Raw genomic sequence first — 16,913 nt, forward strand, 5'->3', positions numbered from 1 at the left:
CCTTACTCAGCCGCAACCGTGGCGGCTTCTTCGCGCTCGGCTTCGAGCTGCTTCAAGGCGAGCGAGTAATCGCGCGGCATGACCTTGATGAACTTCGAAAGCGCGTTGTTCCAATCATCGAGCAGCGCAGCAGCCCGCTTCGAACCGGTGTGGAGCTTGTGCCGCTCCACCAGGATCCGCAGCCGCTCCGCATCGTGGCGCAGCATGTCGCCCATGCCCGCGTCGTCGACATGGCTTGCGCGCTGTTGCGGCAGGCCGGTGCCTTCGTCTTCGCTGGCGGAAGCGTCGATCGCGACCAGGTCGACCATGGCGAGGTTGCAGCGGTCCTTGAAGGAGCCGTCCTCGTCATAGACGTAGGCGATGCCGCCTGACATGCCCGCGGCGAAGTTGCGCCCGGTGCGTCCGAGCACCGCGACCACGCCGCCGGTCATGTATTCGCAGCCGTGATCCCCGGTGCCCTCGACCACCGCGACGGCGCCCGAGTTACGCACCGCGAAGCGTTCGCCCGCGACACCGTTGAAGTAGGCCTCGCCCGCGATCGCGCCGTAAAGGACGGTGTTGCCGACGATGATGTTGTCCTTCGGATCGCGGTCGACGTGGGCCGGTTGGCGCACGATCACGCGGCCGCCCGACAGTCCCTTGCCGACATAGTCGTTGGCATCGCCGACCAGGTCGAGCGTGACGCCGTGGACCAGCCAGGCGGCGAAGCTCTGCCCCGCGACGCCGGTGAAGGCGATGCGCAGCTGGTCGGGCTTGAGGCCGGGGTGGCCATGCTTGCGGGCAATCTCGCCCGACAGCATCGTGCCGACCGTGCGGTTGACGTTGCGGACCTGGCGTTCGAGCACCACGGTCTCACCGCTGTCGATCGCCGAACGCGAGGCCGCGATCAGCTCGTTGTCGAGCGCGGCGTCGAGGCCGTGGTCCTGCGTGCCGGTCTGATAGAGCGAGTGACCTTCGGCCGGCGGCACCTGGTGCAGCAGGCGCGAAAGATCGACCCCGTCGGCCTTCCAGTGGCTGATCGCCTTGTTCATGTTGATCCGGTCGACCCGGCCGATCATCTCCTGAACGGTGCGGAAGCCCATCTCGGCCATGATCTTGCGCAGCTCTTCGGCGACGAAGAAGAAGTAGTTGATCACGTGCTCGGGCTGGCCGGTGAAGCGCGCGCGCAGAACCGGGTTCTGGGTGGCGACGCCGACCGGGCAAGTGTTGAGGTGGCACTTGCGCATCATGATGCAGCCGGCCGCGATCAGCGGCGCGGTGGCAAAGCCGAACTCGTCCGCGCCGAGCAGCGCGCCGATGGCGACGTCACGACCGGTGCGAAGGCCGCCGTCGACCTGCACCGCGATGCGGCTGCGCAGATCGTTGAGCAGCAGGGTCTGCTGGGTTTCGGCGAGGCCGATCTCCCACGGGCTGCCCGCGTGCGTCAGGCTGGTCAGCGGCGACGCGCCGGTGCCGCCTTCGTAGCCGGAGATCGTCACGTGGTCGGCACGCGCCTTGGAGACGCCCGCGGCAACCGTGCCGACGCCGACTTCGGACACCAGCTTGACCGACACGCGCGAGGCCGGGTTCACGTTCTTGAGATCGTGAATCAGCTGGGCGAGGTCTTCGATCGAATAGATGTCGTGGTGCGGCGGCGGGCTGATGAGGCCGACGCCCGGCGTCGAGTGGCGGGTCTTGCCGATGATCTTGTCGACCTTGTGGCCGGGCAGCTGACCGCCCTCGCCGGGCTTGGCGCCCTGGGCCATCTTGATCTGGATGTCGTCGGCATTGACGAGATACTCGGTGGTGACGCCAAAGCGGCCCGAAGCGACCTGCTTGATCGCCGAACGCATGGTGTCGCCATTGCCGAGCGGCTTGAAGCGCTTGGGATCCTCGCCGCCTTCGCCGGTGTTCGACTTGCCGCCGATGCGGTTCATGGCGATCGCCAGCGTGGTGTGCGCTTCCCAGCTGATCGAGCCGTAGCTCATCGCGCCGGTAGCGAAGCGCTTGACGATGTCCTCGGCGGATTCGACCTCGGAGATATCGAGCGGCTTGTCGGCCTTCTTCAGCTCCATCAGCCCGCGGATCGTCAGCAGGCGTTCGGACTGCTCGTTGATCGACTTGGCGAACTCTTCGTAGTTCTTGAAGTCGTTGCCGCGGACCGCGTGCTGCAGGTTGGCGACCGAGCTCGCCGTCCAGGCGTGGTCTTCGCCGCGCAGGCGCTGCTGATAGATGCCGCCGACGTCGAGCATCTTTTCGTAGATCGGGTTGTCGCCATAGGCAGCCTGGTGGCGGCGCACCGCTTCCTCGGCGGCCTGCTTGAGGCCGATGCCTTCGATCGTGGTGGCGGTACCGGTGAAGTACTTGTCGATGAACGCGGTCGACAGGCCGACCGCGTCGAAGATCTGCGCGCCGCAATAGGACTGGTAGGTCGAGATGCCCATCTTGGACATGACCTTGAAGATGCCCTTGCCGATCGCCTTGACGTAGTTCTTGCGGACCTGCTGCGGTTCGAGATCGGGCAGCTTTTCCTGGCGGATCTGCTCGAGCGTTTCGAACGCGAGGTACGGGTTCACCGCCTCGGCGCCGTAGCCAGCGAGGACGCAGAAGTGATGCACTTCGCGCGCTTCACCGGTCTCGACCACCAGGCCGGTCTGCATACGCAGGCCCTGGCGGACGAGGTGATGGTGGACGGCGGCGGTGGCGAGCAGCGCCGGGATCGGGATGCGATCCGGGCCTTGCGCGCGGTCGGACAGGATCAGGATGGTCCGGTCCTGCAGCACGGCTTCGGTCGCGGCCCAGCACATTTCCTTGAGCGCCATTTCGAGGCCATCGGCCCCGGAAGCGGCGTCCCAGGTGATGTCGATCGTCTCGGTGCGGAACGCGCCGTCGAGCACCTTCTCGACAGAGCGGATCTTCTCCAGGTCGCGGTTGGTCAGGATCGGCTGGTCGACTTCGAGCCGCTTGTGCGTGCCGGCGTCCTGACCCAGCAGGTTCGGACGCGGGCCGATCATCGAGGTCAGGCTCATCACCAGTTCTTCGCGGATCGGGTCGATCGGCGGGTTGGTGACCTGGGCGAAGTTCTGCTTGAAGTAATCGTAGAGCAGGCGCGGACGGCGGCTCAGCACCGCGATCGGCGTATCGGTGCCCATCGAGCCGAGCGGATCGTCGGCCTGCGAGGCCATCGGCTCGAGGAACTTGGTGATGTCCTCTTGCGTGTAGCCGAACGCCTGCTGGCGATCGAGGAGGCTGGTGGCTTCTTCGCGCACCGCTTCCTGGTCGCTCTCGATCGCTTCGAGATCCTTGAGCTTGTACTGCGCCTGGTCGAGCCACTGCTGATAGGGCTTGGCCTTGGCCAGGTCCGCCTTGAGCTCTTCGTCCTCGACGATGCGGCCCTGTTCGAAATCGATCAGCAGCATCTTGCCCGGCTGCAGGCGCCACTTGCGGACGATGTCCTCCTCGCGGAACGGCAGCACGCCGCTTTCCGACGCGAGGCAGACGATGTCGTCGCGGGTGATCGAGAAGCGCGCGGGGCGCAGGCCGTTGCGGTCGAGCGTGGCGCCGATCTGGCGCCCGTCGGTGAAGGCGACGGCAGCGGGGCCGTCCCACGGCTCCATCAGCGCGGCGTGATATTCGTAGAACGCGCGGCGCGCCGGATCCATCTGCGGATTGCCGGCCCAGGCTTCGGGCACCAGCATCATCATCGCATGGCTGAGGCTGTAGCCACCGAGCAGCAGCAGTTCGAGCGCGTTGTCGAGGCAGGCGGTATCCGACTGGCCGTGTGGGATGATGGGCCACAGCTTGTCGAGGTCGGCGCCTAGCAGCGGCGATTCCATCGTGCGGCGGCGGGCGTTCATCCAGTTCACGTTGCCGCGAACCGTGTTGATTTCCCCGTTGTGCGCCATGAAGCGGTACGGGTGCGCCAGCTTCCAGCTCGGGAAGGTGTTGGTCGAGAAGCGCTGGTGGACCAGGCCGAGGGCGCTGGTGCACAGCGGATCGCGCAAGTCGTTGTAGAAGCTGCCCACCTGGTTCGCCAGCAGCAGGCCCTTGTAGACCACGGTGCGGCTGGAGAAGCTCGGCAGGTAGAGCTGGGTGATCTCCGGCAGGTTGTGCTTCTCGGCCAGCTCGGTCAGCGGGTTCTGCGTCTGCTTGCGGATCACGATCAGCTTGCGCTCGAAAGCGTCCTGGTCGGCGCAGTTGTCACCGCGGCCGACGAAGCACTGGCGGATCACCGGCATCGAGGCGAGCACGGCCTTGCCCAGGCCATCCTCGGTCGTCGGCACGTCGCGCCAGCCGATCAGGGTCTGGCCTTCCTTGGCGATGAACTTTTCGAACTGGCTGGTGATGAATTCACGCGCTTCGTCGTGCTGCGGCAGGAAGCACATCGCCACGGCGTAATCGCCCAGCGGCGGCAGGGTCAGGCCTTCGCCTTCGGCCCAGCGACGATAGAGAGCATCGGGGATCTGCACGAGGATACCGGCGCCGTCGCCCAGCAACGGGTCACTGCCCACCGCGCCGCGGTGGTCCAAGTTGGCCAGAATCTCGAGCGCCTGGCTTACGATCGTGTGCGATTTCTCGCCCTTGATATGGGCGACGAAGCCCACTCCGCATGAGTCGTGCTCGTTACGGGGATCGTAAAGGCCCTGAGGCGCGGGGTACTCGGTCAAACTCGTCTTCCTGTCTCGATCCGGGCGACCACAGTCTCGCTTCGACACCGGACCAGCGCGGCAACGAAGCGCGACTCACCCGGCACTGGGTGCCTTCAAAAATGTCGCGAGGGACCCCCATGACGACAGGAAGGTGTTTTTGCAAGTTTCCGGTCGCGCCAAAAATGGCGCTCGTCACCCGTAAGCGGGTGAGAATCGTCTTATGGATTACCGCTCAACTGTTGCAGTTTGGCCAAAGCGGCGCGCAACGACACCTCGGCGTCGGTGGTATCTAGCCGTTCTTGCGCCTCTTCCGGCTCATCTGCGGGTTCGATTTCGTCCTCGGCTTCCGCTTCGCTGGCTTCGATTCGGATGAAGTCGGACCTTGGCAACGCAAAGGGATTCTTCATCTCGATCAGCGAGCCAAAGGCGTCATCGGATTCGATTTCGGCTTCGACTTCCTCATCGACTTCCGCTTCGGCTTCGTCGGTTCCCGGCTGGAGCGACGGATTGACGAAGGCTGCCGTGTGCATCGGGATGGAGAACCCCGGCATCGGAGCGTCATCGAGCGCGTCGACGTTCAAGTGATGCAACCAGTCGAAGAACGGCGGGCGCTTAGCAGCGGGCTCCTCCTCGGCCGGAAGCGGCGCGATCGGAGCTTGAGCCGGAGCGGCAGGCTCGACCTCGACGGCATAGGGTTGAAGCGGCGGAGGCGCCGGCTGCTGCGTGGAAGCCAGCCATTCGCGACGCCGCTTCACCGTATCGGCAAAGCGCGCGACAAGCTGCGTGATGTCGAGATCGTCCAAGGGCGTGCTTGGCGACGCAGGCGGGGCAGGTTCGGGAGCGGAGGCGGCTTCGATCGCGGGTTCGGCCTCGGGCCATTCCGGCGCGTCGGAAGACTCTACCGCCTCGAACTCTTCGACGGTTTCGACTGCCGGCACCGCCTCAATCGCCTCGTGCGCATCCTCGACGAAGGGGATTTCAGCCGCGACCGGGGATTCGAAGTCGTCTTCGGCTCTCCGCCATTCGTGGAAACCAGGTTCGGGCTCGACCTCCGTGACGGGCGGCTCGGCATCGTATTCGGCCGCTTCGCCATAGGCCGGGGCATGGGCGTATTGCGGTTCGGCGTCCGGGGGGATTCTTTCGACGGCCGGCCCGAGATCGGCAATCGTCAGGGCACGGCGGCGGCGGAGTGGGTGATTCGTCGGCTCGCTCTCGCCGCTGGTCTCTTCGGCGCCGCTATCAGCCGCGACATTGAACGGCCTGCGCGGCGCGTCAGGCGCGCGGAGCGCTGTCTCATCGCGGGAGCCGGCGCCGGTCACCCTGCGGGCAATCTTGAAACCCAGCACAGCGCCAATCGCGCCGAGCCCGACTGCAACGATCAGCCTGGCGCTGACACCGAGCGGCGGCGCGGCGGCGGTGACCAGCGAACCGATGCGAGACATTTCGACCACGCGTTCGAGCAGCGCCACCGGGAGCAGCAGGCCACCCAGCCCAAGCAGGGCCGTAAACCAAAGGGCTACGATTGCCGGAAACGCCGGATGCCTGGTGATGGAACCCGAACCGACTCGCGCCGCAGAATTATCGAGACTTTTCTTAGTCATGCTGTCCTTGACTGTGCCATTGCTGGCTTGCCCTGTCACGCAGCAGCTGGGACGGGGAGGGTTTGTCCGAGACCTAGAAGTCCCTGGTAAATGACCTGATAACGGCGCGCATTGAGAACCCAATCATGGCGCTCGGCGACATGCCTGCGCGCGGCCTCCCGCAGGGCTGGCCACGCCTCCCGCCGTGCCAGAAGCGCCGCCAGTGCGCCCGCGCAGTCGGCAGGATCGTCAGGAGCGAACAGAGTGCCGGTGACCCCGTCGGTGATCAGTTCGCGATGTCCGCCGACAGAGGATGCGGCAACGAGCTTGCCTTGCGCCATCGCCTCGAGCGGCTTGAGCGGGGTGACGAGGTCGGTCAGGCGGCTTGCCTTGCGCGGATAGGTCATGATGTCGCACAGCGAATAGTATCGCTCGACCTCGCCGTGGGGCACGCGGCCGACGAAGCGGATCGCCGAGGCAGCGGGGGAGGCTTCGGCAAGCCTGCGCAAGTCTTCCGCCATCGGCCCACCACCGACCATCAGCAGCCGCGCCTGGGGCTGCTTCTCCAGCAGCGCCGGCATCGCCTCGATCAGGTCGTCGAGCCCTTCGTAATCGTAGAAGCTGCCGATGAAGCCGATCACCGGCCCATCGCCAAGGTCGAGATCGCGCGCCAACGGTTCGTCGCGCGCGATGGGCGAGCCGAACAGCTCCAGATCGACGCCGTTGGGCATGATCCCGATCTTGCCCGCCGGAACCCCGCGAGCGATCAGGTCGTCGCGCAGGCCGTGGCAGATCGTCACCACGGCATCGGCGCCGGCAATGACCCGGTTTTCGAGCGCGCGTGTCAGGCGATACTTGAGCGAGCCCTCGCGCCCCATGCCGTTGCCGACCGCGGCGTCTTCCCAGAAAGCGCGGATCTCGTAGACCAGCGGCAGCCCCAGGCGGCGCGCGACGCGCAAGGCCGCCGTGCCGCAAAGCGCTGGCGAGTGGGCGTGCAGCACGTCGGGCCGCCATTCCTCCGCCAGGTCGCCGACCGACTTGGCCAGGGCATCGATCTCGCGCCATTCGCGCAAGCCCGCGGGTCCAGAGCTGACGCCGGAAGTGCGGTGGAAGGTCAGGCCGTCGGCCAGCTCGATATCGGGCCCCCCGGCTTCATGTCGCAGGCCGGTGATCCCCCGCACCTCGAGGCCGTTGGCGATCTGGGCCTTCATCAGCGCACGCGTGCGGAAGGTGTAGCCGCTGTGCATCGGCAGCGAGTGATCGAGGACGTGGAGAACCCGCATGATGCATCTGCATCTGCCACGGCAAACTTAACGGCGCGTCAACCGAACAAGGTTACTTCCTGCCAACTTGAGCTCCCAGGAAAGACCGGGGTCCGGGATTGGTTGATATCTTCACCCTAGCGCTGACGCACGGCCTGTTGGCCGTTGCGATCTGGCGCCTGCTGTTCAGGCCCGACCTCGACAGCGAAGAAGGACCTGACGGCCGCGATCGCCCCTGGCTGCGCAAGCGCGGCGACACCGCTGGAACGAGCGCGGCCGATGATTGACATCGCCCTGCTCGGGTTCATCGCGCTGGTGCTCACGCTCGGGCTGAAGCGGCCGTTCGTGTGGGTCCTCGCCTATATCTACATCGACGTGGTCGCGCCGCAGAAGATCGGCTGGGGGATCATCCAGTCGGTCCCGGTCTCGATGATCGCTTTTGCGGCGGCCTTCGGCGGTTGGCTGCTGCTCGACAACAAGCAGGGTAGCCGGTTCACTTTGCGCCAGGCGCTGGTGGGGCTGCTGCTCGGCTGGTGCTTCTTTACGACGCAAACCGCCGACTTCCCGGTAGAGGCCGCGACCAAGTGGGCCTGGGTGTGGAAGGCGATGGTGTTCGCGCTGTTCCTGCCGCTGACCCTGCGCACGCGGCTGAGGATCGAAGCGGCGGTGCTGGTGATGGTGCTGTCCATCGGCACGATCATCATCAACGGCGGTATCAAGACGGCGCTCGGCAGTGGCGGCTATGGCGCCTTGTCGTTGCTGGTGAACGACAACACCGGGCTCTACGAAGGCTCGATCCTCTCGACCGCGGCGATTGCCGTGATCCCGCTGGCGCTGTGGCTGGCGCGGCACGGGACGGTGTTCCCGCCTGATCGTTGGGTCAAACTGTTCACTGCGGCGCTGATCCTTGCCTGTGTGCTGATCCCGATCGGCACCGCTGCGCGCACCGGGCTCGTGTGCCTAGGCGTGCTCGGCGTGCTCATGCTGCGGTCGGCCAAGCGGCGTTTTCTCTACGCCTCGCTTGCTGGGGTGGCGCTGTTGGTTGCGGTGCCCTTCCTGCCGCAAAGCTACCTCGCCCGGATGAACACGATCGCCGACCATGAGGGCGACGAGTCCGCCTCGACCCGGGTGCAGGTGTGGGCCTGGACGCTCGATTACGTCGCCGAGAACCCGCTCGGCGGCGGGTTCGACGCCTATCGCAGCAACAAGTTCACTTACGAGACCCGCACGGTCGTTGGCGAAGGCAATAGCCGCACGGTCAAGTCGCAGGTCGTGACCGACCACGGCCGCGCTTATCACTCCTCGTACTTCGAGATGTTGGGCGAGCAGGGCTGGCCGGGGCTGTTCCTGTGGCTCCTGCTCCACGGCCTTGGCCTGTGGCAGATGGAGCGCATCCGCTGGCTGTTCGGTCGCCGCAAGGGCGAAGGCGAGGATGGTGCCGCCACCTGGCAATGGGGCCTCGCCACGGCCTTGCAGCAAGCGCAAGTCATCTACCTCGTCGGGGCGCTGTTTGTTGGCATAGCCTATCAGCCGTTCATCCTCATGCTGATCGGCCTGCAATGCGCGCTGTGGGCCTATGTCCGGCGCACCGAACACCGGCCTGCCAAGGCGCAGTTCCGCCGTGCAGCGGCCGAGAAGCCAATCCCCGTTTCGGGATAGGTCGGAAAGCCCTCTCCCCTTGGGAGAGGGTTGGGTGAGGGTGATCGAGCGAGGCGCCAGAGACCCTCACCCCGACCCTCTCCCAAGGGGAGAGGGAGAAGGCTTGCCCCAAGCCCCTCGCTCGCGCGATAAGGCGCCCGATGGATGCGCAGCCCGCCTTGGGGATTGCCGAGATCCTCGGCATTGCCGCCAGCATGAGCCTGCTCGCCGGGTGGAGGCTCTACGTGGTGGTGCTCGCCACCGGGATCGCCATGCGCAGCGGAGTCATTCCGCTTCCCGAGCACCTCATGGGGCTGCAGATTCTCGCCAGTCCCTGGGTCATGGCCGTGGCCGCGATCGGTGCGCTGTGCGAATTCTTCGCCGACAAGGTCGCCTGGCTCGACAGTATCTGGGACGCGGTGCACACGCTCGTGCGGCCGCTGGGTGGAGCGCTGCTTGCGCTTGCGATCGTCGATCCGGGCGATCCGGCGACGCAGGCGATAGCGTTCCTGCTTGGCGGGGGCGGTGCGCTACTGGCTCATGGCGGCAAGGCCGGAGTGCGGGCAGTGGTCAACACCAGTCCCGAACCGGTCAGCAATGTGGCCGTCTCGACCGTTGAGGATGTGACCACGGTCGGCCTGCTGTGGCTGATCTACCAGCACCCCTATATCGCCGCGGCGGTCGCCGTCGCGCTGCTGGCGCTCACGATCTGGCTTTTGCTGCTGGCGAGAAGGGTGATCCGTAGCTTGTTCCGCCCGCGCCCACCGGCCGACCCGCCGGCTTGATCAGCCGCGCGCGTTGGCGCGGAACCAGTCTTCCACCACCGGGGCGATGCGGGTCCGCCACTTGCTGCCGTTGAAGATGCCGTAGTGGCCGACTTCTTCGGCCAGGTAGTACTTCTTCTTGGCGTCAGGCAGGTGTTCGGCGAGGTCGAGCGCGGCGCGGGTCTGGCCGATACCGGAAATGTCGTCCCGCTCGCCCTCGATAGCGAGCAGCGCGGTGTCGCGGATCGCATCGGGATCGATTGGCTTGCCGCGGTGGACGAACTCGCCCTTGGGCAAGCTGTGCTTCTGGAACACGTGCTCGATCGTCTGGAGGTAGAACTCGGCGGTCATGTCGCACACCGAGAGATACTCGTCGTAGAACCGCTTGGTCGAGGCAGCGCCTTCCTGGTCGCCCAGGGTGAGGTGTTTGAACATCTCGTAGTGGCTCATCATGTGGCTCTCGATGTTCATCGAGAGGAACCCGGCGAGCTGCAGGAAGCCCGGATAGACCTCGCGCCCGCCGCCCGGATAGTTGAGCGGCACGGTGGCGATCACATTGCTGGCGAACCAGCTGAGCGGCCGGGCCATGGCGACGTCGTTGACAGAGGTCGGGCTGGCGCGGGTGTCGATCGGTCCACCCATCATCGTCAGCGAGGACGGACGGCAGGGGTCCTTGTCCGCCGACATCACAGCAGTGGCGGCGAACGCGGGAACCGAAGGCTGGCACACCGCGAGAACGTGGGTGTCTTCGCCGATGAAACGCAGGAATTCGATCAGGTAGTCGATGTAATCGTCGAGGTCGAAGTGACCGGCGTCGACCGGGACCATCTTCGCGTCGGCCCAGTCGGTGATCCAGATCTCCTGGTTCTCGAGCAAGCGGGCGACGGTGCCGCGCAGCAAGGTGGCGTAGTGCCCGCTCATCGGTGCAACCACGAGGACCTTGGGCGATCCCTGGGGAAGCCCTTCCCGCTTGAAGTGGCGCAGGCCGCCGAAGGGTTTTTCAAACACGACGGTTTCTTCGACCGCACGCTTCTTGCCATCGATCTCGACGGTCTCGATGTTGAAGACCGGCTTGCCGCGTTCCTCGTAGAGGTGGGCGAAGACCTGCAGCGCGCTGGCGATGATCGGCCCGGTGCCGAAATAGCCCATCGGCAGGGCCGGATTGTTCAGCAGTTGCGCCCCTATCGCCGCCCAGTTGCCCGCGCTGTTGAACAGCGACTTCTGCATTTCATAGGCGTGGTAGAGCAATAGAGGTCCCCTGTCGGAGTCGGCGCTGAGAGTGGCGCGATTAGACGCTCTTAGGCGTTAAGTTGCAACGCACCATTCGAGACCGACATTTCTCCAACCCTGCCAAATCGAATGCCGCCGGGCCATTGCCGCGCGGGTCCGCAGGCACTAGATGCCCGCGGCATGGCCCGCCGCCCCACCAAGCCCGACGTCGAACCGGCAACGTCCCTCGGGCCGTTGCGCATGATCTTTGCCGCTGCATCGCAGTACCCCAGCAAGGTCGTCCTGGCGCTTATCGCGCTGGCGATCACCGCTGCGGCTACGCTGGCGATCCCCTCCGGCTTTCGCCTGATTATTGACCGCGGCTTTGCTGCGGGCTCCGATCCGGCAGAGATCGCGCGCTGGTTCCGCTATCTGGCGATGATCGTGATCGTCCTGGCGCTCGGCACCGCTTGCCGGTTCTATTTCGTGAGCTGGCTGGGTGAACGGGTCGTCGCCGACATCCGCCTGGCGGTTCACAACAACCTGCTGCGCCTCTCCCCCGGCTTCTTCGAAGAGAACGCGCCGAGCGAGATTTCCTCGCGCATGACGGCCGACACAGCGCAGATCGAACAAGTCGTGGGGACCACGATCTCGGTTGCCCTGCGCAATGCGCTGACCGCGATCGGCGGGGTTGGCTACTTGCTCTATCTCGCGCCGGACCTGGCCGGCATGCTGCTGATCGGCGTGCCGGTGGTGCTGCTGCCGATCGTCTGGTTTGGGCGGCGGTTGCGCAGCGTCTCGCGCGAAAGCCAGGACCGGGTGGCCGACGTTGGTTCGCGGGTTTCGGAAGTGCTCGGGGCGATGAAGATCGTCCAGGGCTTCAACCAGGAATCGCGCGAACAGCAGCGCTTCAGCAGTACCGTCGAGGCGACGTTCGACACGGCCCGCCGGCGCATCATGCTGCGCGCGGTGATGACCGGTGTCGTGATCGCGCTGATCTTCGGCGCGATCACCCTGCTGCTGTGGCGCGGGGCGATCCAGGTCGCCGAAGGCACGCTTTCGGGCGGTACCATCGCCGCTTTCGTGCTCACCGGGATGCTGGTGGCCGGGGCCTTCGGTTCCTTGACCGAAGTCTATGGCGACCTCCTGCGTGGAGCCGGTGCCGCAAGCCGCCTCAACGAGTTGCTCAACCAGAAGCCGGAAATCGCCCCGCCTGCCCGTCCGCTGGACCTGCCCGTGCCGCCGCGCGGGGGCCTGTCGTTCCAGAACGTCACCTTCCGCTACCCGACGCGGCCTGACGCCCCGGCGATCCACGAGTTCAGCCTGACCATCGAGCCCGGCGAGACCGTGGCCATCGTCGGCCCTTCTGGCGCGGGCAAGTCGACGATCTTCCAGCTGGCGGAGCGGTTCTACGATCCCCAGGCCGGCACCATCCGGCTCGACGGCGTGCCGCTGGTCCAGGCCGATCCGGCCGAGATCCGCCGCCGCATGGCGTTGGTGCCGCAGGAAGGCACGCTGTTCGCCGCCAGCGCTCGCGACAACTTGCGCTACGGCGCCTGGGACGCGAGCGAGGATGCGATCTGGGACGCGGCCAAGGCGGCCAATGCCGAGACTTTCCTGCGCGAATTGCCGCAAGGCCTCGACACGTACCTTGGCGAAGGCGGAGCGCGCCTTTCGGGCGGACAGCGCCAGCGCATCGCCATCGCTCGCGCACTGCTGCGTGACGCACCGATCCTGCTGCTCGACGAGGCGACAAGCGCGCTCGATGCCGAGAGCGAGCGGCTGGTGCAGCAGGCGCTCGAACGGCTGATGGAAGGGCGCACCACGCTGGTCATCGCCCACCGCCTTGCGACTGTGCGCGCCGCGGACCGCATCGTGGTCATGGACCACGGCCGCATCGTGGAGGAAGGGACCCACGCCCGGCTGAGCACCGCGGGGGGGCTCTACGCCAGGCTTGCAGCGCTTCAATTTGATGACACCGCCGCCGCATAAGGCTCGGTTAATCGACAAAGTATCAATTGCAACCGACGAGCGACCCCTGCATTTGCGTGCGGGGCGCTAGACGATAGCACCAGTTTTATGGGCCGCCGACTCGCGGACCCCTGCCCATTGAAAGGCCACGCATGTTCCGCAGCATTCTCGCCGTTGGAGTTTCCGCCGCCGCTCTTGCCTTGTCGCTGCCCGCCGCCGCGGAGGAAGAGCGTACCCCCACCCCGACGATGGAGTTCGGTTCCTGGGGCTTCGACCCTGCCGCGCTCGACCAGTCGGTGAAGCCGGGTGACGATTTCTTCGAATTCGCCAACGGCAAGTGGGTCAAGGCCAACCCGATCCCGTCGGAATACACCCGCTTCGGCGCGTTCAACATCCTGCGCGAGAAGTCGACCGCTGACGTCGAGACGCTGGTCGCCACCCTCGTCGCCTCGAACCCCGCTGCTGGCACGCCCGAGCGCCGCATCGTCGATGCCTACAACACCTTCCTCGACACCGCCGCGATCGACGCGGCCGGCCTCGACCCGGCGCAGCCTTACCTCAATGAGATCAAGCAGGCGCCCGATCTCGCCTCGCTGGTCGCGCTGTTCCCCAAGGCGGGCATTCCCGCGATGATCGGGGCCTCCGTCGATGTCGATGAGATGGACCCGAACAGCTACCTCGTCATCGTCGGCTTCGACGGGATGGGCCTGCCCGACCGCGACTATTACTTGGTCGACAACGAGCGGAACACCGAGATCCGCGCCAAGTACAAGGAATACCTGACCTACGTGCTCGGCAAGGCGGGTTACGCCGATGCCGCCGCCACGGCCGAGGCGGTCTACAACTTCGAGCACAAGGTTGCCGAGCTCGAGTGGGACCGCACGGCGCTGCGCAACAGCGACCTGACCTACAACAACCTTTCGCGCGACGAGTTGCTGGCGCTCTATCCGGGCTTCCCGATGGCCAAGCTGCTGGACGCCGCACAGTTCAGCAGCGTGCAGACGTTCAACGTGCCGCAGCTGCCGCCTGCGGCTGACGAAATCGCCGAGCTCGAGCTTACCCCCGAGATGGTCGCCAAGATCGGCGGCGGTACTCCGGCGATGATGAAGCTCCTGACCGAAACCCCGCTGCCGACGCTCAAGGCCTACATGTCCGCGCGCTTCATCAGCGATAACGCATCGGTGCTGCCGAGCGACATCGATGCGGCCAACTTCGCCTTCTACGGCAAGTTCCTCCAGGGCCAGGAAGAGCAGCGGCCGCGCTGGAAGCGCGCCATCGCCTCGACCGAAGGTCAGCTTGGGGAGCAGCTCGGCGCGCTCTACGTGCAGAAGTACTTCCCGCCCGCGAGCAAGGCGGCGATGGACGATCTGGTGGTGAACCTGCGCAAGGCGCTCGGCGTCAGCCTGGCCGAAAACGACTGGATGTCGGAAGAGACCAAGAAGCAGGCCGTCGCCAAGCTGGATTCGTTCAACCCGAAGATCGGCTACCCGAACGAGTTCGAGCAGTACGCCGGTCTCACGATCACGCCGGGCGATGCCCTGGGCAACCGCGTCCGCTCGATCGACTGGGAGATCAACGACAACCGCGCCAAGCTCGGCAAGCCGGTCGACCGGGCCGAGTGGGGCATGCTGCCGCAGACGGTGAACGCCTATTACAACCCGGTGTTCAACGAGATCGTGTTCCCGGCCGGCATCCTGCAGCAGCCGTTCTTCGGCCCCAGCGCCGATCCGGCGGTCAACTATGGCGGCATCGGCGCGGTGATCGGCCACGAGATGGGCCACGGGTTCGACGACCAGGGGTCGAAGTACGATTTCAGCGGCGCGCTCAAGAACTGGTGGGCCGATGCCGACCGCGCGCAGTTCGAAAAGCTCGCCGACATGCTGGCCGCGCAGTATGACACCTACTGTCCCTACGACGACGGCAAGACCTGCGTGAACGGCCGCTTCACCCTGGGCGAGAACATCGGCGACGTCGGTGGGCTCAGCTTGGCCTATCGCGCTTACCGCATGTCGCTGAACGGCAACGAAGCCCCGGTGATCGACGGCCTGACCGGCGACCAGCGCTTCTTCCTCGCCTGGGCGCAAGTGTGGCGCTCAGCACAGCGCGAGGCGGCGGGCCGTCAGCGGCTGCTGACCGATCCGCACAGCCCCGAAGACTTCCGCACCAACGGCGCGGTGCGCAACCAGGATGCCTGGTACAAGGCGTTCAACGTGAAGCCGGGCGACGCGCTGTACCTGCCGCCGGAAGAACGCGTTCACATCTGGTGAGAATGCGGCGAGGCGTGGGCGGCGTTGCTTGACTTCGCCGCCCTCGCCCTCGACACGCAGGCCCAATGGGACTGACTCTCACCGCCATCCTGCTCGGCATCGTCGAAGGCCTGACCGAATTCATTCCGGTCTCCTCCACTGGCCACCTGATCCTCGCATCGGAGCTGCTCGGCTACGACGCAGCGGAGTGGGCGCAGTTCAATGTGATAATCCAGCTCGGCGCGATCCTGGCGGTCGTGGTGCAGTACTGGCGGACCTTCTGGGACGCCGGGATCGGGGTCCTGAAGCTTGAGGCCCACGGCCTGCGCTTCGCCCGCAATATCCTGGTGGCGTTCCTGCCTTCCGCGCTGCTCGGGCTGGCGCTCAAGGACTACATCGACATCCTGCTCGGCAGCCCATCGGTGGTCGGTTGGGCCCTGATCCTGGGCGGCCTCGCCATCCTCGGGATCGAACGGGTGGCCAAGCCGGGTCCCGACACCAGCGTGGCGGACCTACCGCTCAAGCAAGTGTTCGGCGTCGGCCTCGCTCAGTGCGTTTCAATGATCCCCGGCGTCAGCCGGTCGGGCGCGACGATCATGGGCGCGCTGGCCATGGGCATCAACCGCAAGACCGCTGCCGAATTCTCCTTCTTCCTCGCCGTGCCGACGATGATCGGCGCTTCGACATTGGAACTGCTCGACAGCGGATTGGCCGTACACGGCAACGTCGGCTGGGACGAAATCGCAATCGGTTTCGTGGTTTCGTTCGTGGTCGCGCTGGCGGTGATCAAGGCTTTCGTCGCCTATGTCAGCCGCTATGGTTTCGCGCCCTTTGCATGGTATCGGATCGTCGCCGGCGTTGTGGCGATTGTGTGGCTTTGGAGCCGCTAGTTGCCACTTTTCCACCACATCTTCGGAACCAAGCCCGCCTAAGGGGATTCTAGACCTCATCGAGGTTTTGAGTGCCGCATATGGGTTTGATTTTCCTGCTTCTCGTCGGCGCAATACTCGGGTGGGTTGCTGCGATCATGATGCGCGCGGAAGACAGCCGCGGCATACAGCTCAATATCGCGGTGGGTATCGCTGGAGCGATGTTTGCCGGGATTGTGCTGAATCCGCTGCTTAACGGCGGCAGCATCGTTGAAGGCAGCTACAGTGTCGACAGCCTCCTGACGGCTTCGTTGGGGACGGTCGCCATGCTTTGCCTGCTCAATGTCTTACGTAGCCGGGAAACCCGCTGAACTGCCCGCTTTTGGGCTTCTACCGAGACTGCAAGCGCGGTTGGGTCGCGTAGGTTGTCTCCTACACTGTGAAGGGGTGTAACATGAAGAAACTGCTCACCATTGCATCGGTCGCTGCCCTCGGGCTCGGACTGGCGGCTTGCGACAGCGCTCAGGAGAACGCTGTCGAAAATCAGGCCGACGCGGTCGAAGAAACGGCAGACGCCCAGGCAGATGCGGTTCGCGAAGCCGCTGAAGGTACCGCTACGGAAGCGGCCGCCGAAGCCACGGCTGATGCCATCGAAGCGACGGGCGAAGCCAAGGCTGACGCCTTGGAAGACAAGGCCGACAAGATGGACGCCGCGCCGAACTAAGCCATTCACGGTAGCATGCCGG

General features: G+C 65.5%; 12 protein-coding genes. 8 read left to right on the plus strand and 4 right to left on the minus strand.

The annotated features are described in order from the left end of the window. Nucleotides 1-2: 2 nt before the first annotated feature. From gltB to ASD76_RS14550, 3 genes are all read right to left on the minus strand, one after another. Nucleotides 3-4,646 (minus strand): glutamate synthase large subunit, encoded by a 4,644-nt coding sequence (gene gltB / locus ASD76_RS14540; RefSeq protein WP_082553873.1) that lies wholly within the window; start codon nucleotides 4,644-4,646, stop codon nucleotides 3-5. Between the two features lie 200 nt (nucleotides 4,647-4,846). Then, nucleotides 4,847-6,229 (minus strand): hypothetical protein, encoded by a 1,383-nt coding sequence (locus ASD76_RS14545; protein ID WP_055924619.1) that lies wholly within the window; start codon nucleotides 6,227-6,229, stop codon nucleotides 4,847-4,849. Between the two features lie 35 nt (nucleotides 6,230-6,264). Further along, entirely contained in the window at nucleotides 6,265-7,494 is a 1,230-nt protein-coding gene (locus ASD76_RS14550; RefSeq protein ID WP_055924622.1) for a TIGR04063 family PEP-CTERM/XrtA system glycosyltransferase, read from the minus strand. A gap of 95 nt (nucleotides 7,495-7,589) precedes the next feature. Between ASD76_RS14550 and ASD76_RS18550 the strand changes: the two genes are divergently transcribed. From ASD76_RS18550 to ASD76_RS14560, 3 genes are all read left to right on the plus strand, one after another. Continuing rightward, nucleotides 7,590-7,757, plus strand: coding sequence for a hypothetical protein (locus tag ASD76_RS18550; protein ID WP_200943119.1), 168 nt, complete (start codon nucleotides 7,590-7,592; stop codon nucleotides 7,755-7,757). Further along, on the plus strand, nucleotides 7,750-9,129 hold the full coding sequence (locus ASD76_RS14555) for a putative O-glycosylation ligase, exosortase A system-associated (protein ID WP_055924625.1): 1,380 nt from the start codon (nucleotides 7,750-7,752) through the stop codon (nucleotides 9,127-9,129). Before ASD76_RS18550 ends, ASD76_RS14555 begins: the two co-directional genes overlap by 8 nt. Before the next feature lie 158 nt (nucleotides 9,130-9,287). After that, nucleotides 9,288-9,893 (plus strand): DUF4126 domain-containing protein, encoded by a 606-nt coding sequence (locus tag ASD76_RS14560; protein ID WP_055925873.1) that lies wholly within the window; start codon nucleotides 9,288-9,290, stop codon nucleotides 9,891-9,893. Here ASD76_RS14560 and ASD76_RS14565 read toward each other — a convergent pair whose 3' ends face one another. Further along, the gene (locus ASD76_RS14565; protein WP_055924627.1) at nucleotides 9,894-11,120 is read right to left on the minus strand and encodes a polyhydroxyalkanoate depolymerase; all 1,227 of its coding nucleotides are present in this window, start codon (nucleotides 11,118-11,120) and stop codon (nucleotides 9,894-9,896) included. Between the two features lie 162 nt (nucleotides 11,121-11,282). On the opposite strand from ASD76_RS14565, the gene ASD76_RS14570 reads away from it, so the two are divergent. The 5 genes from ASD76_RS14570 (at nucleotide 11,283) to ASD76_RS14590 (ending at nucleotide 16,891) form a co-directional block, all read left to right on the plus strand. After that, nucleotides 11,283-13,073 carry an ABC transporter transmembrane domain-containing protein gene (locus ASD76_RS14570; protein WP_055924630.1) on the plus strand — a complete coding sequence of 597 codons (1,791 nt, stop codon included), beginning with the start codon at nucleotides 11,283-11,285 and terminating at the stop codon, nucleotides 13,071-13,073. A 131-nt stretch (nucleotides 13,074-13,204) separates the two neighbouring features. Beyond that, nucleotides 13,205-15,319 carry a M13 family metallopeptidase gene (locus ASD76_RS14575; RefSeq protein WP_055924633.1) on the plus strand — a complete coding sequence of 705 codons (2,115 nt, stop codon included), beginning with the start codon at nucleotides 13,205-13,207 and terminating at the stop codon, nucleotides 15,317-15,319. Nucleotides 15,320-15,384: 65 nt separating this feature from the next. Next, nucleotides 15,385-16,188, plus strand: a complete 804-nt coding sequence (locus tag ASD76_RS14580) for an undecaprenyl-diphosphate phosphatase (RefSeq protein WP_055924635.1) — start codon at nucleotides 15,385-15,387, stop codon at nucleotides 16,186-16,188. Nucleotides 16,189-16,268: 80 nt separating this feature from the next. After that, entirely contained in the window at nucleotides 16,269-16,538 is a 270-nt protein-coding gene (locus ASD76_RS14585) for a GlsB/YeaQ/YmgE family stress response membrane protein (RefSeq protein WP_055924638.1), read from the plus strand. 83 nt (nucleotides 16,539-16,621) lie between these two features. Then, nucleotides 16,622-16,891: a hypothetical protein gene (locus tag ASD76_RS14590; protein ID WP_082553874.1), complete on the plus strand. Its 270-nt coding sequence runs from the start codon at nucleotides 16,622-16,624 to the stop codon at nucleotides 16,889-16,891. Nucleotides 16,892-16,913: the final 22 nt, after the last annotated feature.

Origin of the sequence: Altererythrobacter sp. Root672 (assembly GCF_001427865.1) — a bacterium.
Taxonomy (GTDB): Bacteria; Pseudomonadota; Alphaproteobacteria; order Sphingomonadales; family Sphingomonadaceae; genus Croceibacterium_A.

What these genes read in the sequence shown, in the direction of transcription:
- ASD76_RS14580 (WP_055924635.1), top strand. Translation starts at nt 15,385, where the DNA reads ATGGGACTGACTCTCACCGCCATCCTGCTCGGCATCGTCGAAGGCCTG.
- ASD76_RS14545 (WP_055924619.1), bottom strand. Translation starts at nt 6,229, where the DNA reads ATGACTAAGAAAAGTCTCGATAATTCTGCGGCGCGAGTCGGTTCGGGT.
- ASD76_RS14555 (WP_055924625.1), top strand. Translation starts at nt 7,750, where the DNA reads ATGATTGACATCGCCCTGCTCGGGTTCATCGCGCTGGTGCTCACGCTC.
- ASD76_RS14590 (WP_082553874.1), top strand. Translation starts at nt 16,622, where the DNA reads ATGAAGAAACTGCTCACCATTGCATCGGTCGCTGCCCTCGGGCTCGGA.
- ASD76_RS14570 (WP_055924630.1), top strand. Translation starts at nt 11,283, where the DNA reads ATGGCCCGCCGCCCCACCAAGCCCGACGTCGAACCGGCAACGTCCCTC.
- ASD76_RS14585 (WP_055924638.1), top strand. Translation starts at nt 16,269, where the DNA reads ATGGGTTTGATTTTCCTGCTTCTCGTCGGCGCAATACTCGGGTGGGTT.
- ASD76_RS14575 (WP_055924633.1), top strand. Translation starts at nt 13,205, where the DNA reads ATGTTCCGCAGCATTCTCGCCGTTGGAGTTTCCGCCGCCGCTCTTGCC.